The following is an 18,775-nucleotide window of genomic DNA, read 5'->3' as shown; positions in this document are numbered from 1 at the left end:
TTTGGAAGCAAAAAGGATCAGGGCCGCGAACTTTATCGAGATCAATCTGGCGATGCTCTTTGTCAGTACCTCGGGGGCCTTGGGTCGCTATATTGAGCTGTCGGTACCCTTGACCATTGCGGTACGCTGTATCTTGGCAGCACTTATTTTGGGGCTGTATTGTAAATTCAAAGGCATTTCGCTTCGATTGCGACCGCAGCACCGATGGGCGGTGGTATTCAGTGGGCTTTTACTGGGCGGACATTGGGTCACTTATTTTTACGCCCTGCAACTATCAAGTGTGGCCATCGGTATGCTGTCACTGTTTACCTATCCTGTAATCACCTCTTTTCTTGAACCGATCGTGTTGAAGACCAAATTCCAGAAGGCCCATATCGGATTGGGGATTTTGGTGTTGGCAGGAATTTATTTTTTGAACGGGGAAGTCCGATTGGGAAGCCAGACTTCCTTGGCCATCGGCATCGGCATTTTTTCAGCCCTGCTGTATTCGCTGCGCAACCTCTTGATGAAACAGCGGGTCGATCAATACCACGGTTCGAGTTTGATGTGGTATCAATTGGTGGTCATCGCCTTCGCACTGGCTCCGGCTTTTATGTCTGAAGACTTGTACCGATTGCCTTCACAATTGCCTTGGATCGCGGTGTTGGCGCTATTGACTACCGCAATCGGGCACACGATGTTCTTGGGATGTTTCCGGTATTTCTCGGTGACTACCATCAGTATCTTGAGCAGTATCCAACCGATTTACGGCATTTTGATTGGGATGCTTTTTTTAAAAGAGATTCCCGATACCATGACCATACTAGGTGGTTTGCTCATTCTTAGTGCGGTAGTCATCGAAAGTTTGCGAACGAGGTCTTGAGTCGCAAGACCTAGCCCACAGCCCAGACCATTACAAAGCATTTTTATCCTCACAGTGTTTCCACAATGGATCTTTGGGCAGGGGTGCGGTAAAGGCCACGGGTTCTTTTTTTACAGGATGTTCAAAAGATAAATACCGGGCATGTAAATGGATGCCCCCATCAAGATTGCTTCGCGGGGCACCGTATTTAAGATCCCCTTTGATAAAGTTCCCGGTTGCGGCCAGTTGGGCACGGATTTGGTGGTGCCTTCCGGTTTTCAAATTGATTTCCAACAGATGGTAGGCATCCAAACTGTGGACAAGCCGATAGTCCAATTCGGCCCGTTTGGCATTGGGCACCGCCTTCGGATGGGCGTATGATTTGTTTTGTTTGGGGTTACGAACCAACCAATGAACGAGGGTTTCCGAAGGGGGGTCGGGGCGTTTTTTGACCAAGCACCAATAGGTCTTTTTGGTGTGCCCTTCAGCGAACAGTTTGTTCATGCGGCTAAGGGCCTTTGAAGTTTTCGCGAATACCACGATACCGCTGGTCGGTCGGTCAAGACGGTGTACCACACCGAGGTACACATTACCGGGTTTGCTGTAGGTGATCTTGAGGTATTCCTTGACCAGTTCCGAAAGGGGGCGGTCTCCGGTCTTATCACCCTGAATGATATCGCCTGACTTTTTATTGATGACGATGAGGTGGTTGTCTTCATACAATACCTCGAGGTTTTTTAAGGTAGAGGCCATGGGTTTAAGGACGTTTTTCAGCTTGAAGGTCGGCCCGGTTTCTTCCGAAGAATACCAAATACAAGAGCAATAGGGCCCCGATGGAGACGGAGACATCGGCCATATTGAAAATCCCGGTTTTCAAAAACCCCGATTTCAGATAAAAAAAATCGGTCACCCTTCCAAAACGGAACCGGTCGATCAGGTTACCGATTCCTCCCCCGATGATAAAGGCGAAGGAAATGCCCATCCAGACTTCGATTTGTTGTTTAACGAAAAGGCGGTAGCATAGGAATAATAAGACCAGCAAAGGAAGTATGTTCAACAACAAAACCTTTGCTAAAGGGGGGAGATGCTGGCCCAAGCCCATCGCGGCCCCGGTGTTTTCAACATTGGTCAGTATGAAAGTGTCTTCGATCAGCTGCACATACGCACCTGGTTCCACCTTGGCACGTACCATGTTTTTCGAAATTTGATCGCAACCGATATTGACGAGGATCAGTAGAAAGATGAGCGCCTTTTTGATCATCCGAACAAGATCAATAGCTTTCTTCCTCGTTCGGAAAATCACTTTGTTTCACATCGTTGACATATTGTGAGATGGCGCCCCCCATTTCGTCGTAGAGGTTCATGTAGCGGCGCAAGAACCTCGGATTGAATTCGTGGGTCATTCCCAAAAGATCGTGAACGACCAATACCTGGCCGTCAACACCGCCTCCGGCACCGATACCGATGACCGGTATGGTGAGTTTTTGCGCGACTTTTTCGGCCAACTTCGCGGGTATTTTTTCCAATACCAAGCCGAAACAGCCCAATGATTCCAGTAGTTGGGCATCTTCAATGAGTTTTTCGGCCTCGGCCTCCTCTTTGGCGCGCACGGTGTAGGTGCCGAATTTATAGATGGATTGCGGGGTCAGGCCCAAGTGACCCATGACCGGGATCCCGGCTTGGATGATCCTTTTTACCGAATCCTTGATTTCGATCCCACCTTCGACTTTGACCGCATGGCCACCGCTCTCCTTCATAATTCGTATGGCGGATCGCAACGCCTCTTTGCTATCGCTTTGGTAACTCCCGAAAGGGATATCCACCACGACCAAGGCACGACTGGCGGCCCGTACGACCGAACTGGCGTGGTAGATCATTTGATCTAAGGTAATCGGTAAGGTGGTTTCATGACCGGCCATGACGTTGCTGGCCGAATCACCGACCAAGATCACATCGACATTGGCCGAATCGACGATTTTGGCCATGGAGTAATCGTATGCCGTCAACATGGAAATTTTTTCGCCATGCTGTTTCATTTCGACCAAGGATTTGACCGTGACCCGCTTGTATTGTTTTTTTGCCGTTGACATTCCCTTTTGGTTTGGAGGTTAAATGTAAGCCAATTTGTTTAAATTGTAGTCCATCAAAAAACCACAAGAATGAAACCGTTGCTACCCTTTGTGCTTTGTTTATGTTCCATTTTCGTACTCAGCGCCCAAGAAGATGAATCCGACCGGGTTCGGCAAACGGTCGAAGGTTTTTTCGAAGCCTTTCACGCCCAAGATTCAATGGCGATGAAAACCTATATGGCCGAAGGGGTGGTATTGCAGACCACAGGGCGTAACAAAGAGGGCAAGACCCTTTTTCGTACCACACCGATCGAACGTCTTTATGCATCGATCGTCGGAATCCCTGATAGCATCTCCTTTGAGGAAAAATTGACCTCTTGGTCGATCCAAGTAGACCGCACCATGGCCAACGCTTGGGTTGGGTATGAATTTTGGTTGAACGGCAACTTCAGTCATTGTGGTATCAATTCCTTCCAACTGGTGGATTTCGATGGCGAATGGAAAATCATTTACTTGATCGATACCCGTGGTAAGGCGGGATGCCTTGAAGAATAGATCACTACCTGAAATGCGAAGTAAATCCTATTTAGGGCCTCGGATCGCTATCCAAAATAGCAAAGCTGAAATTGTCTGCCCAACCGGTTTTTAAGGGAAGGATTTGACGACACCGACCTTCGCGGGTCATCCCCACTTTTTCCAAGACTTTGATGGAACCGATGTTTTCGACCGCACAACCAGCTTCGATGCGATGCAGATCAAGGGTGTCGAAACCATATGCGATCATGCTGCGCAAGGCTTCGGTCGCATAGCCTTTGCCCCAGAATTCAGGAAGTAATTTGTACCAGACCTCTGCGCGGCCAAACTTTCGACTGCCCAACTTCATGCCAAAGAGACCGATGAAGGTATCCGTTCCGTTTAAGGTTATGGCCAACGTATGGTTTTGGATCGGTGCGACCTCTAAGTCTTGCAACCAAGATTCCACAATCCGTTTGGTGGCTTCCAAATCTTCCGGAATACCCAAGGTATTGTAGGCATCGACTTCAGGGATCGAATGCAGGCGATGGACATTTTCCAAATCGTTTTTATGAAGCGCTGTTAAGCGCAATCGTTCACTGTGTAGCGTTAGCGGCATGTCTAAAAATACTTAAATAAAGTGGACGACCGTTCAGGCCGTTAAATACCCTTTGGCCTTGGTCAAACTATCCAAGAAATCATGTGAGGTGTCGAAATACGCAATATGGTGTGCCAAACAACCGGCTTTGATCATGGCGCTATGGGTAATCATGTTTTTCACATGATCCAAAATGTAGGCATCCTCCTTTTCGGTCAACCAATCCCCTTGGGTAGGGCTGTGGGTCTTGATTTCGAACACTTTTTGTTTAGGGTCAATGGGGATAAATCCCAAGAAACATGCACGTACTGCATCGGTCCGTTCTTTCAGGAAAGGAGCCAAAAGCTCGGGCAGCAAGGCTTCGCCCTCGATGATGGCATCGGTTTGTGCCTCCATCATGCTTTGCATCATCGCTTTTAAAAACGGCCAGAGTTTTTTGGCGATTTCATCAGGAAACATCAGGTGGTTGACCCCAAATTCAGGGATACCGTCATTGAACCCCATCATAATCCAATCCGTCGACAGATAGGGAAGGCCCAGGTCGCTGGCCAGCATTTTGGCAAGCTTCGTTTTTCCGGCCCTAGAGGCTCCGCTGATGATGTAAAGCATGGAACGACCATTTACAGTTTGATTAAGGAAGATACTATTTCCATCGGTATCCCTTGATGTTTCTATTCCGGAATTGCACCCCTTTGGGATGCCAACAGAAATAACAAGGAAACGATTAGAAGTATGACACCAGGTATCCAAGCACTGAGATACGCCGCCAAGACAACGTCAACGAGCACCATGGCCCCGATAAAACGTCGAACGATTGGGAAATCGTTCTTCATCCGTAAACTAAGAAGGCCTAAAGCCGCCAGGCCAAGCAGTTGGAGCGATGGATGGGCAAACAGCACCGGAAAAATCGACTTGACGAAGTCGGTTAAGTCTGAAGTGTCAACCAGGCCTTTGACATAGCCCAATCCGCTGCCATGTAAACCGGCGATGGCGATGAGCAATACACAGCCAAGAATGGTGTACGTGCGATGGAGGTTACGGTTAGGCATATCAACGGCTTTGTTAGAAAGACGTCTTCACACCGCGGTTTGGTTGCCTGGTCTTGAATCAAGGGAATTTCGTAACCTGAATTTAAAACAGGACTTTAACTGCTTTTGAAGAAGGGTTTTATGGCCAACCGATTGGCCTTTGGTTGGATGATCCAAATCCCGATGGCACAAAACCACAAGAGCAAGAATTCCCCAATACGTTCTTGAAAGGAAGCCCTCCTTTGCAATTCAGCTGATTTAAGGGTTTTGGCGGCGAAGAACAGGCAGTAGCACAAACAGGCCATGACCAAGACATTCAAAGGAATGAATACGGTCCAAAAAGGGCCGATCAAGGAAAAACTGGAATTGCCACTGGCCGTTCCAAAGGCAACTACCAAATACCCCATAAGGCCAAGAATAAACAGTAAGGGTACTATAATGGCCAAACGAAATCGAAACAGATCCCGGCGTTCGGTAGATGGGATGTAAGGACGCAAGCCGGAACCCAAGGCCCATAACCATCCGAAATACACCAATGTCACGTAAGCCATGACGTATGGAAACAGGCCAAAGGTCAAAAAAGGTTCGTTCAAGACCGTTGTGAAACCAGTGTCACCCGGTGCGGGCTGCGGACCAAAAAGAGCGACCATCATCTGTACAAAGTACAGCATAGGGATGCCCAAAAGCAAAAGGAACACTTGCCAATGTTTCGCCCGTAAAAAGAGGGAAGTCAGCACCTTCATTCCAAAATAGGAATGATTTCAAAGGACCAATCGCCCGCTGTTTTATAATTTTTCAGAAAGTTGGGTGATTTGATCCCGGTGTAGATCATGGCACTTCCTGGAATCGCCAAAAGCCAGGCGCTGGAGTCACTCAAAGCAGCGATAATAGCTCCAATACCAATAGTTATAGCACCCGCATAAACGAAGAAACTGCTGGTAAAGATGTTGAGCAATAACGGGTTGCGTTTGATACTGATGATTTCCGAAAGCGGTATGTTTTGCCCTTTGATCGAAATCGTCTTTGCATCGACAACCGTAAAACGTCCGGTTATTTTTTCACGGTCTTGGGTGCGGACCCTGATGCGCTTGTTTTCTTTGATAATGATCTCTTTGGCTACACTTTCATTAGTGATCTTGATGCCCTGTTCTTGCGCAAAGCTTAATGAAGCCACCAAAAGGCAGCCTAGGAAAAGGAGGGATTTTTGCATGGTCGTGTTTGCTTTATGATGCAACATAAGCAAAATGGTTGTCTTTTCAAGACATCAACAGTCGCTTAAGAAGACGCCAACGGCCAAGCCACCTTCAGAGGTTTCCTTGTATTTGCTGTTCATGTCCTTAGCGGTCTCCCACATGGTATTTACCACTTTGTCCAAAGGCACCTTTGCAGCCTCCGGGTCGGTATCCAATGCCAATTCGGAGGCATTGATCGCTTTGATCGCCCCCATGCTATTGCGTTCGATACAAGGCACCTGAACCAACCCCCCGATGGGATCACAAGTAAGCCCCAAGTGATGTTCCATTGCGATTTCGGCCGCCATCAAGACTTGTTCGGGCGTACCGCCCATAAGTTCGGTCAGTGCACCGGCCGCCATGGCAGACGACACCCCGATTTCGGCTTGACAACCACCCATGGCCGCCGATATGGTAGCCCCCTTTTTGAAAATACTTCCGATTTCACCGGCTACCAACAAAAAGCGTCTGATATCGTCAAAATCACCATCGTGGTTTTCGATGACCAGGTAATACATCAAAACTGCCGGAATGACCCCTGCGCTGCCATTGGTCGGTGCGGTGACCACGCGACCCAAAGCCGCATTGACCTCATTGACCGACAAAGCGAAACAGCTTACCCATTTTAATATTTGACGGAACTTGACTTCGGTTTCACGGATGCTTTCGATCCATTCGGTATGCGTAGTATAGGGATGTGCACCAATGAGTTTTCGATGCATGTCGAATGCCCTCCGTTTTACACGCAATCCACCGGGCAGTTCGCCTTCGGTATGACATCCTAGGTACATGCACTCGAGCATGGTGTCCCAAATGCCCTTTAGCCCGGCATCGATCTCTGCTGCGCTGCGCAAGGAAAGCTCGTTGCGGAAGACCAATTCCGAGATGGCCACTTGTTCCTGTGCACAATGTTTTAGCAGTTCTTCCCCTGTGGTAACAGGATGTGGGAAACCATTGAAAACCACCGCTTTTTCTTTGGCTTTTTCAAGCGCTTCTTTGACGACGAACCCACCTCCGATCGAGTAATAGGTCTCGGTCACCGTTTCGCCGGAATCCAATTCGGCCGCAAAGCGCAGGCCATTGGCATGGAAGGGGAGGAAGGTTTTTAAGAAACGGATGTTGTTGCCGAAATCAAAGGCGATTTGGCGTGTTCCTCCAAACCGAAGTTTTTTTGAGGCCTTGACATCGGCCATAATGGTTTCGATGGAATCCACTGGGATCGTTTCCGGATTCTCACCTGCCAGTCCCAAGACCACAGCGATATCCGTGGCATGCCCTTTTCCGGTCAATGAAAGGCTTCCATATAAGGACACATCGATTGAAACGACCTGCCCGAACCGCCCTTGTTGGTGCAACTCACCGATCCAACGTTCGGCGGCCCGCCACGGCCCCAAGGTATGTGAGCTTGAAGGACCCACCCCGATTTTGAGCATGTCGAAGACACTAATACATTCCATCCAAATAAATTTCGTTCCAAAGATATGGTCTTGCCGGATGTAATACAGGCTTTCTTTTTGAATTTTCAGTGCCAAGGTGACTGTCAGCTTGTCATATTTTAGGGCGTGGCATGATCATTGACTTAAGGAGGATGTAGCAAAAAGAAATTACAACAACTTTAAATAGAAAACATGAGCAAGATTATTGGAATTGATTTGGGTACGACCAACTCCTGCGTTTCCGTTATGGAAGGGAACGAGCCGGTGGTCATTCCCAATGCGGAGGGCAAACGCACCACGCCTTCGGTAATCGCTTTTGTCGAAGGAGGTGAGATCAAAGTAGGTGATCCTGCCAAGCGACAAGCGGTCACCAATCCGCATAAAACCATTTACTCCATCAAGCGGTTTATGGGGAATAAATACAGCGAATCGAGCAAAGAAGCAGATCGCGTGCCTTACCAGGTCGTCAAAGGGGACAATGATACCCCACGTGTCGATATCGACGGAAGGTTGTATACCCCGCAAGAGCTGTCTGCCATGATCCTTCAGAAAATGAAAAAGACCGCTGAGGATTATTTGGGACAAGATGTCAGCCGTGCCGTCATTACGGTTCCGGCCTACTTCAATGATTCACAACGACAAGCCACCAAAGAAGCCGGAGAAATCGCTGGCTTGACCGTTGAGCGGATCATTAACGAGCCTACCGCGGCTTCATTGGCCTATGGATTGGACAAGAAGGATGCCGATCAAAAAATTGTCGTTTTCGATTTCGGAGGGGGTACCCATGATGTTTCCATTTTGGAATTGGGAGATGGGGTCTTCGAAGTATTGGCCACTGATGGCGATACCCACTTAGGGGGTGACGATGTCGATCAAAAGATCATTGATTGGTTGGCCGAAGAATTCAAAAGTGACGAAGGGTTGGATCTCCGTGACGATGCCATGGCATTGCAACGCTTGCGCGAGGCTGCTGAAAAAGCGAAAATCGAGTTGTCATCATCGGCGCAGACCGAAATCAACTTGCCCTATGTCACTGCTACCGCTTCAGGGCCCAAGCACTTGGTGCGTACCTTGTCACGTGCGAAATTCGAGCAGTTGATCGACGATTTGGTCAAGCGTACCATCGAACCTTGTCAGACCGCATTGAAATCGGCAGGGCTTTCGAAAAGCGATATCGATGAAATCATCTTGGTCGGTGGGTCTACCCGTATTCCTGCGGTTCAAGAAGCCGTTGAACAATTCTTCGGTAAGAAACCCTCGAAAGGGGTGAATCCCGATGAGGTCGTTGCCGTTGGTGCCGCGATCCAAGGTGGGGTATTGACCGGTGATGTGAAAGACGTCTTGCTTCTCGATGTGACCCCGTTATCATTGGGTATCGAAACTATGGGAAGTGTCAACACCAAGTTGATCGAGGCGAATACGACCATCCCGACGAAAAAATCACAAGTATTCTCTACGGCGGCCGATAACCAGCCTTCCGTTGAGATCCATGTCTTGCAAGGCGAACGTCCGATGGCCGCTGATAACAAAACGATCGGTAGGTTCCATTTGGATGGCATTCCGCCAGCACCGAGGGGCACTCCTCAAATCGAGGTTACCTTCGATATCGATGCGAATGGAATCATCAAGGTTTCGGCTACCGATAAGGCGACCGGGAAGTCCCAGGATATCCGGATCGAAGCATCTTCGGGCTTGACCGATGAGGAAATCCAGAAAATGAAAGCGGAAGCCGAAGCAAATGCCGAGGCCGATAAAGCTGCCAAGGAAAAAGCTGATAAGTTGAACGAGGCCGACGCCATGATCTTCCAAACGGAGAAGCAGTTGAAGGAGTTCGGTGACAAACTTTCCGATGACAAGAAGAAGCCTATCGAAGAAGCCCTTGAAGGATTGAAAAAGGCCTATGAAACCAAAGACGTGGTCGTCATAGAACCTGCTTTGGAAAAAATCAACGAAGCCTGGAAAGTCGCTTCCGAAGAAATGTACAAAGCACAGGCGGAAGCCCAGGCCAACGGTGGTGACCCCACAGCTGGCGCAGCAGGTGCCGACGCCGGAGGTGTGGCCAACGAAGGCGACAACGTTGAGGATGTCGACTTCGAAGAAGTGAAATAAACAGCGTTGTAACGCGAATCAAAAAAAGCCCCGATGTTTTATCGGGGCTTTTCTTTTTGTGCCTTTCTTTTGAATATCTTCGCTACTATGGACTATTTCGTTATTGCAACCATCCTCATTCTGATATCGGCATTTTTCGGCTACCTGAACGTACGCTTGTTCAAACTACCCAATACCATAGGTTTAACCCTGATCACCATCGTGTTCACCATGGGTACTTTTGCGTTAAGTGCTTATGACGACACCTTGCTGAATGCGGAGCGCTACATCATTTCGCAAATCGATTTCAAAACGATACTCCTCGATATCATGTTGAGTTTCCTCCTGTTTGCCGGGGCACTGCATACCGATTTAGACAAATTGAAAGAACAACGCTGGCCGGTATTGGCCTTTGCGACCTTAGGCACCCTGGTATCGACCTTTCTGGTCGGTGCGGCCACCTTTATGGTCTTGCCCTTATTGGGTATCGAAGTGCCTTTTATTTACTGCTTGTTATTCGGTGCCTTGATCTCACCTACCGATCCCATCGCTGTTTTGGGTATCTTGAAAAAAGCCGGGGCACCTAAAAAATTGGAAATAAAGATCGTAGGCGAATCTTTGTTCAATGATGGGGTAGGGGTCGTCGTATTCCTAACGATTTTCGGTCTGGCCACGAACCCGGCCGAAGGATTCTCTTTTCTAGCCATTCTCGAGCTTTTCGTTCATGAGGTTCTGGGTGGGGTGTTGTTGGGCCTGTTCTTGGGATGGGTTACCTATCGCATGATGAAATCGATCGACGACTATGCCATCGAGGTCATCATTACCTTGGCTACCGTCATGGCAGGAACCGTCATCGCCCAATACCTGCATGTATCGGCACCCTTGGCCATGGTCGTCGCCGGATTGTTCGTCGGGGGCACCAAATTCAGGGCCGAGGCCATGTCTGAGTTGACCGAAAGCTATGTCGATAAGTTTTGGGAATTGATCGACATTTTATTGAATACCATTCTCTTCGTTTTGATCGGAATGGAATTGCTCGTACTCGAATTGCACACTGGTTTCGTCATTGCTGGATTGCTGTTGATCCCGATTACCTTATTGTGCCGCTATTTGTCTTTGATCGTACCGGTGAATTTTTTCAAACGTCGTTTGGAATTCGTCCCCAATACCAATCTGATCATGACTTGGGGTGGGTTACGGGGTGCCATATCCATTGCTTTGGCCCTCGGACTTTCGGATGGAATGCACCGTGATCTGTTCTTGGTCATGACCTATGTGGTGGTCATCTTTTCCATACTGGTGCAGGGCCTAACGGTTGGGCCGTTCGTCAAAAAACTGCAGCATTAGGGTATTCAATCGAATTCCACTTCCTTCATTTCGAGTAAGCGCAGTTTGTCAAGTGCTTCCGATTTTGAATTCACGTTCAGCTTCAAGTAGATGTTCTGTATGTGGAAGTTGACCGTGCTTGTGGTCACGAACAGCTTTTTCGCGATGACCTTATAGGTACTCCCTTGTTTTAAGAACTCGATGATCTGGTTCTCCCGTTTGGAGAACTGGGCATAGGTTTTACGTTGGAACGAACTGATGATCTGTCGGGCCACGTCGTGTTCGATGATCGTGCCGTGTTGTGCGATCGACTCCAGCGCATTGAAGAATCGATGTGCGCTTATGGGTTTGGTAAGGTAACCGTCAGCCCCTTTGCGAAAGGCCTTTCTAATGACCTCGAAATGGCTTTGATGGCTCATGATGAGGATCTTGACGTGTTCCTGCCTCTTTTTGATCAATTCGATACCGTCTAATCCTGAAATGCCTTTAAAATAGGCTTCGGAGACGATGATCTCGGGCATCAGCCTGGGGAGGTTCAATAAGGTTTCATGTACGTTTTTGAAAATGCCGCACAATTCGTAGGCGTCGGTATTGGCGAAATAATCGCGGTAGATTTTCTGTTGTTCGGGATCACTTTCAATGATCAGTACTTTTATGATAGTAGGTTTCATCTTCTTCGGGTTTTGGGTTACGGAATGGGGGAACCGTTCGACCTTGGCCTATCACAATACAGGGTCATGACCATGATGGATCGGCGTACGACGGAGTCACCTTTAAAAAAAGGCCGAACGAAATTGCATGGAAGCAAAAGGCAAAGGGCAGGGCCGCTATGCTATCGATCGCTTACGAAAGAAGATGGAACTTGTATCGAAAAAGATTGGGGTCAGTACTCGGAATCTGGGTGTAGCATACTGTTTTCATAGGTCAATAATTTGGGATTTTTTGAGTTTGGGTTGCATTATATCATTCTCAAGATAGATTTTTTAGAATGAGAATTCCAAATTTATGTAGTCATTTTCGTTCAAATGCATACTGCGATTTGCTGCCCTTTACCCCTACAGACGAAAAAAAGGATGCCGTAACGACATCCTTCTTTTTATGAAAATCGGCCAGATTGATATAATACAACCCGTATTCTCGATAGTCTTGCCAATAAATTAGAATTGACCTTTTGATATTGATTTTTGGCAATCGAATACACCAGATTTAATCCCCTGCACCTGACCGATTTTCTGAGTCAGCATTGTTATGGGTTATCGTCTTCGTAGACGGTGTTCGAGTAATTGGTGCTGGTCGGATTGTTCAGAATGTTGGCCAGTTTTTCTTCGCGTTCCTCAGCAAGTTTTCGCTTACCACCGAATTGTACCGCAAATTGGTCGACAATACGGTCGGTACCCCGGTTCGAGACCACATAACCCCGTCCTTGTTGGGTGTCGAGCTGAATGGCATAGTCGTCTTTCGCACTATTGATGTGGTCACCCAAGTTGACGGCAAGGGTCAAGCTTTCCTGTTGTACCTGGGTGGCGTAAAGGTCCAGTCCGCCATATCCTTTTCGTCCTTCTGAAGCAAAGAACAACAGGGTATGGTTGTGAAGGCTAGGGTAGAGCTCGTCTTTTTTCGTATTCACTTTCGACCCTAGGTTTTTGGCCAATCCGAACGTTCCTTTGGCATCGAGGTCGGCAACGTAGATGTCGAACTTCCCGTAGCTTCCCGGCATGTTCGAAGCAAAGAACAGACGCTTACCATCACCGGATATCGTAGGATGTTTGGCAGAAAAGTGCTCCGGGCAAACAATGACTTTTTGAATGTTCTTCCAACGCCCTTCCACTTTTTCGGCACGGTAGATTTCGTGTACCAATTCCCGTTTTGAGAATATCCCAGTGGTCGGTTTTTTATAGACCGCTTTACTGAAATAAGCGACCTTACCATCTTCGGTCAACGACATGGACGGAATGTACCCCGGTAAGCCGGCATTGGATCCCAATTGTTCGTTGTTCCCTTGATCGGGACGCTGTGCCACCGAATTGGAATTCTTGGCCACGTACTCATTGGTAATCGTGCTTTTCCAATCTTTGGTCGGGATCGCCTTGTTTTGTGATTTTGCCAATGAATAGCGGTAGCGTTCTTCATAAAGGGCGGTGAGTTGATCATCTCCTAGGCCGATCAACTTTTCATACCAAAAGGAGGCTGCCTCGAATTTGTCGGATAGGAGACTCGCATTGCCCAGGTCTTGAAAGATTTCAGCATCGGAATAACCCAATTTCAATAGTTCGAGATAGTCATCGATACGTTCCGCTCCTATTTTTTTGGGATCCATTTGGTCTTGCGCCATGGCTCCGATAAAAGTCAGCATTAGTACCTGAAATAGCATTTTTTTGAAGTTAGTTGTCCGTTTCATAGCATTGGATTTGGGGGATTACTACCATACAAATATCCGCAACTTAGCTACAGACCATCCTATGAATAATTCACAGGTTTTTCATTTTAATCGATATTTTTTACACTTTATCGATGATTTTGAGGTGATTAGGGCAAAAACCGAGGATGGGGCCTGGCCCTGAAGTACAAAACTTCGGTTGGGGATACCATAACGCGCAAAGTTTTTTTGTATTTTTTCATGACCTAACATTTTTTCATATGCCACATTATCATGTCGCTGTACTCGGACCGATTCCAAGAGACCATATCACCACCCATCATGGCGAAGTGATCGAGAAATATGGCTGTGCCACGCATACCGCGATCGGCTTGTCTAAATTGTTGGGTGATTCGGGCACGGTGCATTTGGTTTCGCATACGCGGAAAAAAGATGAACAAGCCATTAAGGAACTTTTGGCCGAGTATCCCAATTTGAACACCGACCATATCACTTCCGATGCGGACCAAGGTGACGTGATCAGTCTTAAATTCGTGGACCAGAACAACCGCTTGGAGAAACAAACGGGCTTTATGAACCCCATCGTTCCTGAAGACCTTACCGAACTTTTACACTGTGACGTCTTTGTCTGTGTGCCTATTACCGACTATGAAGTGCCACTCGAAACCTTGAAATACATCAAGGGCAACAGTAAGGGTACCGTCATCTTCGACGCTCATGGGCCCACCAACACCATTACCATATCGGGGGATCGTAAGATCCGGTATTGGATCGATCGCGATCAGTGGTTGCCCTATATCGATGTGCTTAAAATGAACTTGGAAGAATCGAAATGTTCGTGGTTCGAGAAAGAATACCGAGTCGAAGACTTGGGCCATTTCGATGAATCGGACACTTCCCATTTAACCCCATTCGGCACCCATTGTGTCAACAAAGGGGTGAAGTCGTTGATCGTTACCCTAGATGCCAATGGTGGGGCGGTGTTCTATAAAAAGGACGGGGCCGTTCAGCAAGAGATGGTCAAATCGGTCAAAGTCGACCACGTTATCGACACGACGGGTTGTGGTGATTCGTTCGCGGGTGGACTCGGCTTCGGGCTTTTAGGTAACGAAAACAATTACATCAGGGCAGCCAAGTATGCCAATGCCTTAGGAGCCTTGCGTACCCAGGGCAGGACGTTCGACGTCTTCAAGTCGAAAGCCGAAACCGATGAAATTATCCTTAAGAATTACGGGAGTATCTGAAGTTGAAAAGACGCCTGCCAACATTAACTAACAACCAACCAAACCATATGAACTTAACACAGCAACTTCTAAGAGGTCGGCAGGCATCTTATACTAACCAACATCTATTGGATGTGTTTTTTCATAAAAGGCTGCTTACGCCGACCCATTTTGTGAAAACTTTATGAGCCTTTGATCCAAAGGGGGCATTCTTTAATGGGCAAGCATGGCCGGAAGGATGTATTCTTTCAAAATCGTTCGGGGTTGATTGCCTTTTCGATTCCTGAAATTACCGGAGGTGATTACGACCACGCTCTCCAATTCCGGAATTATGAAGATGAATTGTCCACCGGCGCCTCGGGCTTCCACCGTTTTGATTTCGCGATTACCAACGGTATATCGATCGTGCCACCAAAGGTAGCCGTATTCGTTTTTGTCTCTAGTATCCTGCAAGCGACCATAAATCGAAAAGGATTCCGCGACCCAGGCTTCTGAAAGGACCTGTTGGTCATTCCATCTTCCCTTGTTGAGGAACAACTGTCCGAATTTCAATAGATCACGAGAGGTCAAAAGCATGCCACCGCCGAAGTAGGGATCTTGGTAGGTATCATCGGTTTGGTTAATGTAATTGACAATCCCCAAGGGGGCGAACAGTTTTTCATGCATATAGTCCTGAAGGGGCAGGTCCAATTGTTCGGCCAGGGCAACACCTAATAAAAACGGGTTGGCCGAACCGTAATCAAGGTAGTCGCCAGGCTCCTGTACCATGGGGGCTTCGAGTACCGTTTGCAGCCAACCGTTTGGCGTTCTGGGATCTTGATAGCGGTCTTCATTGGCTTCGCCGTTAACCTCGAGCCCTGAACTCATGGTCAATAGGTGCTGTAGGGTAATCCGGGCTTTTCGACCCGCTTTGGTATATTGATAACTTTGGGGCAAAAGATCATATACCGGAGTTTCGACACTGGGTAAAATGCCTTCTTCCAAGGCAATGCCGATGACGGCCGATGAAATGCTTTTGGAGGCCGAACGCAGGTCGTGGGGAATGTGGCCGTTCCAGCCCCCATAGTAGTTCTCAAAGACCAGGGTGTTCTTTTTAGAGATCAGCACGCTATGGGTGTTCACCAAGGCCCCTTCTGAAATGCTGTCGATCATTCGATTCAAGGGTATCGGGTCAACCCCAAAATCAACACAGTGACCTGTGGCCCAGCCATCTTCCAAGGCCTTCGGGGTACGGGTATCTTGTGGGATTGGATCGGCATCCGACCGATATTCCCAACCATCATTCGTATGGGTAAGGTCAACCTCGGTCAGTAAGCGATCCGTAAGGTAAATACCCAGTTTGATTTGGTCGCCTTGAAGATCGGCCACGAAATTCAATCCACCGTTCCCATCCGTGAACCGAAGCAGGTTACCGTCCCTTTCAAAGTCCCATGTCCACATTCCGCGAAAACGTTGGTCACCAAAAAAGGGAAAAGCCACCAGTCCGAAATCGTCCATGAGCTCGACATAGAGCATGATATCGTCCGACTGTAAGCCGTCGTCGACCATAAAGGCGTTCCACTTCCCCGAATAGGAATGCTCGTTATTTTTGGGGAAATGGACCCGGTATAGAAATTTCCCGGATTGGATAAACCCGCCCAACGCATTTTTGTCAGGGGTGTAGTCGAGCTTGAAAAAGAGCTGCTCGTCAATGTCGAAATGGAGTTGCCCCGGTTTTGTCGAGCGAACTACCGTATCGATAAGATCGGTATCGTTCTTAATGCGCAATCGGTACCGATCACCTTCCGCTTGGGTCAAGCTCACATGGAAATTGAAGCTTTGTCGGTTCGACAGATGACCGACCCATTCGCCATTGTAATTTTCTTCGGCTTGTTGGGCACATGCGCTCATTAGGGCCAACAGCCCAAGTAGGAAGATTAAATTTGTTCGTTTCATGATGGATTGAATTTATGGCAAAGGTATTCGGCATGGTCTGGCCAAACTTGTATGAAATTAACATTGAGGCCCGATTCCGATACGCTGGCGATATTGCCTTGGGGTTACTTTGAAATAGGCTTTAAAGACCCGGTTGAAATGACTTTGGTCGGAAAATCCGGCGATATAGGCGATTTCGGTCAAACGGAGTTTTGGATCGAAGAGTAGGGGAAGGCTTTTTCTCAATTTTTGTTCCCTGATATACCGGCCGAGACCCATGGTTAGGTATTTTGGAGCGGCCCGCGACAGGTGCACCGGATGGATGTCAAGGGCGTGTGAGAGTTGTTTCAAATCTAAGGCATCTTGTTCAAAGTGGAGCAGTTCCCTAAGGTTGGCCACCCATTGGGGGTCAATCCGTCGTTCGGCTTGTTTGACCTGGCTCAAGGCGTCGCAGACCTGGACCAATAGCAATTCAACGGCGACCGGACTGAAATCATCGGAAAGAAGGAACTCCTGGTATATTTGGCCGAATAGCAAATGCAATTGCGGATTATCGATACGTTGACTTCCTTCCCAGAGTTGCAAGGAAATCCCATTCTCGGCCAACCAAGACTTTTCAAACTCGAGGTGAAAACCCCCTCCTAGATCGGTGTGTTTCGAACCGTAGTGCGGTTCCTGCCAATTATTGAACATCAAGCTGCCTGCCGGACATAGGGTCTCGACCCTTTTGTTGCAATCTTTCATATTGCCCTGCAACACGTACATGAAATACGGATTTTCATGGTAGTGCCAGTCGGTACGTTCGGTCGAATAGCCGTATTGCGATAGGTGTACCCCGCGAAAGGCCCGTTCCGCGTTTTGGTCACCGTAATATTGTCCTTTGGTTAGAATCTTCATGGCAGAACATCAAATAGGAATCTAAACGATTCCATAGACTTGTTTTATTTCCAACTTAAAGATAGTGCTTTCAATAGCGTTTAGTTGCATCGTTTTTAGCTCGTTCAAACCTTGCTTCCCTTTACCCATTGGAATTATGATTCTTTTTAGCGATAACATCAAAGATCTTGATTTTGTCCTCCTTACCACGCAAGCTCGCCGTACCCAAGTCGATTACTTCAAACGATTTTCGCAGCTCCAACTGGGTAACGGCTTCTTCAGAACAAAGCAATCGCGCATTGTGTTCGTTGCACAAACCCTGGATTCGGGCCGTTGTATTCAACACGTCCCCGCTAAAGACAAAATCTTTTTTGATTTTTCCAATTTCACCTGTGGTGACCTTACCCAAATGGATCGCCGCTTTGAATGAAGGGACGAGGCCATAGCGTTTCAAAAAGCTTGTTGATTTTTCAGCAAGGGTTTCCTGCATGGAGAAGAAACAGTAGACAACGGATGCTTTGTCCATCTTGGTGTTCAATCTCCAAGTCAAGACGATTTCATCGCCCACATACTGATAAATCTCACCTCCAAAATCCATAATGGGGTTTGATAGATAGCGGTAATAATCATTCAAGAGGTCAAAATATTTTTCATGACCTAATCGTTCTGCGATAGTCGTCGAAGATTTCATGTCGAGGAACATGAAGATTCGATATTCTTCAATAGGTCTATGGTATTTTCCAGTAAAAAAATTGGCAATCGCATATTGCCCTAGATTGTCGCTTATTTCAGCATAGAAGAGGCAAATAACTAGGCCAAGGGTGAAATAGACGACGACACTCCAAAAAGCAAAACTCCTAAAAAAAGTCTCGACACTTTCTAAAACCTCAGATGAGAAAGGAGGCAAACGGTATTCATGGGCCGTACTCAATAAGGAAATCAAAACAATCGATACCACGATGATCAAGAAATAGATCATCGTCTTCAGGATCAATTTTTTCAGGAAGCTGGACTTTACGAAAAGTCGGCTAATGACAAAGACTTCCAAAAGGCCGATCAAGAAGCCTAAGAATAAAGAAATCAAGGCAGGTACGATCAAAATGAACTGATAGGGGTTGCCCGTGGAAGGGTAGGTGGGATGGGTGCCCAGAATCCCCTTTTCCAAAAGGGAATACACCAAACTGAATACCATGGGTACAAGGCCGAACGGCACGATTTTCAATATGTAGCGTTTTGTCCTCGGTGATAGTATTG

General features: G+C 47.5%; 19 protein-coding genes. 5 read left to right on the top strand and 14 right to left on the bottom strand.

The genetic code is table 11. The features are described from left to right. Position 1: 1 nt before the first annotated feature. On the top strand, positions 2 to 862 hold the full coding sequence (locus ABV409_RS09755; RefSeq protein ID WP_353877397.1) for a DMT family transporter: 861 nt from the start codon (positions 2 to 4) through the stop codon (positions 860 to 862). A 30-nt stretch (positions 863 to 892) separates the two neighbouring features. On the opposite strand, the gene ABV409_RS09750 is transcribed toward ABV409_RS09755, so the two are convergent. Genes ABV409_RS09750 through panB form a run of 3 tightly spaced genes read right to left on the bottom strand, consistent with a single transcriptional unit; the run spans position 893 to position 2,931 of the window. Beyond that, positions 893 to 1,594: an RluA family pseudouridine synthase gene (locus tag ABV409_RS09750; protein ID WP_353877396.1), complete on the bottom strand. Its 702-nt coding sequence runs from the start codon at positions 1,592 to 1,594 to the stop codon at positions 893 to 895. Between the two features lie 4 nt (positions 1,595 to 1,598). After that, positions 1,599 to 2,102: a signal peptidase II gene (gene lspA / locus ABV409_RS09745; protein ID WP_353877395.1), complete on the bottom strand. Its 504-nt coding sequence runs from the start codon at positions 2,100 to 2,102 to the stop codon at positions 1,599 to 1,601. A gap of 10 nt (positions 2,103 to 2,112) precedes the next feature. After that, complete coding sequence (gene panB, locus ABV409_RS09740; protein ID WP_353877394.1) at positions 2,113 to 2,931, bottom strand: 3-methyl-2-oxobutanoate hydroxymethyltransferase; 819 nt, start codon at positions 2,929 to 2,931, stop codon at positions 2,113 to 2,115. 69 nt (positions 2,932 to 3,000) lie between these two features. Here panB and ABV409_RS09735 point away from each other — a divergent pair, with 69 nt between their 5' ends. After that, positions 3,001 to 3,465 (top strand): nuclear transport factor 2 family protein, encoded by a 465-nt coding sequence (locus ABV409_RS09735; RefSeq protein ID WP_353877393.1) that lies wholly within the window; start codon positions 3,001 to 3,003, stop codon positions 3,463 to 3,465. A 31-nt stretch (positions 3,466 to 3,496) separates the two neighbouring features. Here the strand turns inward: ABV409_RS09735 and ABV409_RS09730 are convergent, their stop codons facing one another. The 6 genes from ABV409_RS09730 to ABV409_RS09705 all read right to left on the bottom strand — a co-directional run bounded on the left by ABV409_RS09730 (position 3,497) and on the right by ABV409_RS09705 (position 7,738). Further along, complete coding sequence (locus tag ABV409_RS09730; RefSeq protein ID WP_353877392.1) at positions 3,497 to 4,042, bottom strand: GNAT family N-acetyltransferase; 546 nt, start codon at positions 4,040 to 4,042, stop codon at positions 3,497 to 3,499. Between the two features lie 33 nt (positions 4,043 to 4,075). After that, a complete protein-coding gene (locus ABV409_RS09725; protein WP_353877391.1) occupies positions 4,076 to 4,630 on the bottom strand; it encodes a hypothetical protein in 555 nt (184 codons plus the stop codon). 62 nt (positions 4,631 to 4,692) lie between these two features. Beyond that, positions 4,693 to 5,070, bottom strand: a complete 378-nt coding sequence (locus ABV409_RS09720; protein ID WP_353877390.1) for a hypothetical protein — start codon at positions 5,068 to 5,070, stop codon at positions 4,693 to 4,695. Positions 5,071 to 5,165: 95 nt separating this feature from the next. Continuing rightward, positions 5,166 to 5,792 (bottom strand): hypothetical protein, encoded by a 627-nt coding sequence (locus tag ABV409_RS09715; RefSeq protein WP_353877389.1) that lies wholly within the window; start codon positions 5,790 to 5,792, stop codon positions 5,166 to 5,168. Continuing rightward, entirely contained in the window at positions 5,789 to 6,259 is a 471-nt protein-coding gene (locus ABV409_RS09710; RefSeq protein ID WP_353877388.1) for a hypothetical protein, read from the bottom strand. The genes ABV409_RS09715 and ABV409_RS09710 overlap by 4 nt, the downstream gene beginning before the upstream one ends. A 54-nt stretch (positions 6,260 to 6,313) precedes the next feature. Further along, complete coding sequence (locus tag ABV409_RS09705; RefSeq protein ID WP_353877387.1) at positions 6,314 to 7,738, bottom strand: L-serine ammonia-lyase; 1,425 nt, start codon at positions 7,736 to 7,738, stop codon at positions 6,314 to 6,316. A gap of 171 nt (positions 7,739 to 7,909) precedes the next feature. Here ABV409_RS09705 and dnaK point away from each other — a divergent pair, with 171 nt between their 5' ends. After that, on the top strand, positions 7,910 to 9,826 hold the full coding sequence (gene dnaK, locus ABV409_RS09700) for a molecular chaperone DnaK (protein WP_353877386.1): 1,917 nt from the start codon (positions 7,910 to 7,912) through the stop codon (positions 9,824 to 9,826). An 87-nt stretch (positions 9,827 to 9,913) separates the two neighbouring features. Beyond that, entirely contained in the window at positions 9,914 to 11,152 is a 1,239-nt protein-coding gene (locus ABV409_RS09695; protein ID WP_353877385.1) for a cation:proton antiporter, read from the top strand. Between the two features lie 5 nt (positions 11,153 to 11,157). On the opposite strand, the gene ABV409_RS09690 is transcribed toward ABV409_RS09695, so the two are convergent. Then, complete coding sequence (locus tag ABV409_RS09690) at positions 11,158 to 11,802, bottom strand: response regulator (RefSeq protein ID WP_353877384.1); 645 nt, start codon at positions 11,800 to 11,802, stop codon at positions 11,158 to 11,160. Between the two features lie 575 nt (positions 11,803 to 12,377). Then, entirely contained in the window at positions 12,378 to 13,529 is a 1,152-nt protein-coding gene (locus ABV409_RS09685; RefSeq protein WP_353877383.1) for a TolB-like translocation protein, read from the bottom strand. A 239-nt stretch (positions 13,530 to 13,768) separates the two neighbouring features. On the opposite strand from ABV409_RS09685, the gene ABV409_RS09680 reads away from it, so the two are divergent. Continuing rightward, positions 13,769 to 14,752 carry a carbohydrate kinase family protein gene (locus ABV409_RS09680; RefSeq protein WP_353877382.1) on the top strand — a complete coding sequence of 328 codons (984 nt, stop codon included), beginning with the start codon at positions 13,769 to 13,771 and terminating at the stop codon, positions 14,750 to 14,752. 192 nt (positions 14,753 to 14,944) lie between these two features. Here the strand turns inward: ABV409_RS09680 and ABV409_RS09675 are convergent, their stop codons facing one another. The 3 genes from ABV409_RS09675 to ABV409_RS09665 form a co-directional block, all read right to left on the bottom strand. Then, the gene (locus tag ABV409_RS09675; protein WP_353877381.1) at positions 14,945 to 16,666 is read right to left on the bottom strand and encodes a serine hydrolase domain-containing protein; all 1,722 of its coding nucleotides are present in this window, start codon (positions 16,664 to 16,666) and stop codon (positions 14,945 to 14,947) included. Positions 16,667 to 16,723: 57 nt separating this feature from the next. Further along, entirely contained in the window at positions 16,724 to 17,542 is an 819-nt protein-coding gene (locus tag ABV409_RS09670; RefSeq protein WP_353877380.1) for a helix-turn-helix transcriptional regulator, read from the bottom strand. A 121-nt stretch (positions 17,543 to 17,663) separates the two neighbouring features. Next, the gene (locus ABV409_RS09665) at positions 17,664 to 18,734 is read right to left on the bottom strand and encodes an adenylate/guanylate cyclase domain-containing protein (RefSeq protein WP_353878164.1); all 1,071 of its coding nucleotides are present in this window, start codon (positions 18,732 to 18,734) and stop codon (positions 17,664 to 17,666) included. Positions 18,735 to 18,775: the final 41 nt, after the last annotated feature.

It is taken from the genome of Flagellimonas algarum (assembly GCF_040513375.1).
Taxonomy (GTDB): domain Bacteria; phylum Bacteroidota; class Bacteroidia; order Flavobacteriales; family Flavobacteriaceae; genus Flagellimonas_B; species Flagellimonas_B algarum.
The sequence above is the reverse complement of the archived record's forward strand: the minus strand, read 5'-3'. Positions and strand labels throughout refer to the sequence as shown.

Bases quoted from the DNA above. Each gene is read 5' to 3' on its own strand.
- ABV409_RS09750 (WP_353877396.1), bottom strand. From the start codon at position 1,594: ATGGCCTCTACCTTAAAAAACCTCGAGGTATTGTATGAAGACAACCAC.
- lspA (WP_353877395.1), bottom strand. From the start codon at position 2,102: ATGATCAAAAAGGCGCTCATCTTTCTACTGATCCTCGTCAATATCGGT.
- panB (WP_353877394.1), bottom strand. From the start codon at position 2,931: ATGTCAACGGCAAAAAAACAATACAAGCGGGTCACGGTCAAATCCTTG.
- ABV409_RS09735 (WP_353877393.1), top strand. From the start codon at position 3,001: ATGAAACCGTTGCTACCCTTTGTGCTTTGTTTATGTTCCATTTTCGTA.
- ABV409_RS09730 (WP_353877392.1), bottom strand. From the start codon at position 4,042: ATGCCGCTAACGCTACACAGTGAACGATTGCGCTTAACAGCGCTTCAT.
- ABV409_RS09725 (WP_353877391.1), bottom strand. From the start codon at position 4,630: ATGCTTTACATCATCAGCGGAGCCTCTAGGGCCGGAAAAACGAAGCTT.
- ABV409_RS09720 (WP_353877390.1), bottom strand. From the start codon at position 5,070: ATGCCTAACCGTAACCTCCATCGCACGTACACCATTCTTGGCTGTGTA.
- ABV409_RS09715 (WP_353877389.1), bottom strand. From the start codon at position 5,792: ATGAAGGTGCTGACTTCCCTCTTTTTACGGGCGAAACATTGGCAAGTG.
- ABV409_RS09710 (WP_353877388.1), bottom strand. From the start codon at position 6,259: ATGCAAAAATCCCTCCTTTTCCTAGGCTGCCTTTTGGTGGCTTCATTA.
- ABV409_RS09705 (WP_353877387.1), bottom strand. From the start codon at position 7,738: ATGGAATGTATTAGTGTCTTCGACATGCTCAAAATCGGGGTGGGTCCT.
- dnaK (WP_353877386.1), top strand. From the start codon at position 7,910: ATGAGCAAGATTATTGGAATTGATTTGGGTACGACCAACTCCTGCGTT.
- ABV409_RS09695 (WP_353877385.1), top strand. From the start codon at position 9,914: ATGGACTATTTCGTTATTGCAACCATCCTCATTCTGATATCGGCATTT.
- ABV409_RS09690 (WP_353877384.1), bottom strand. From the start codon at position 11,802: ATGAAACCTACTATCATAAAAGTACTGATCATTGAAAGTGATCCCGAA.
- ABV409_RS09685 (WP_353877383.1), bottom strand. From the start codon at position 13,529: ATGAAACGGACAACTAACTTCAAAAAAATGCTATTTCAGGTACTAATG.
- ABV409_RS09680 (WP_353877382.1), top strand. From the start codon at position 13,769: ATGCCACATTATCATGTCGCTGTACTCGGACCGATTCCAAGAGACCAT.
- ABV409_RS09675 (WP_353877381.1), bottom strand. From the start codon at position 16,666: ATGAAACGAACAAATTTAATCTTCCTACTTGGGCTGTTGGCCCTAATG.
- ABV409_RS09670 (WP_353877380.1), bottom strand. From the start codon at position 17,542: ATGAAGATTCTAACCAAAGGACAATATTACGGTGACCAAAACGCGGAA.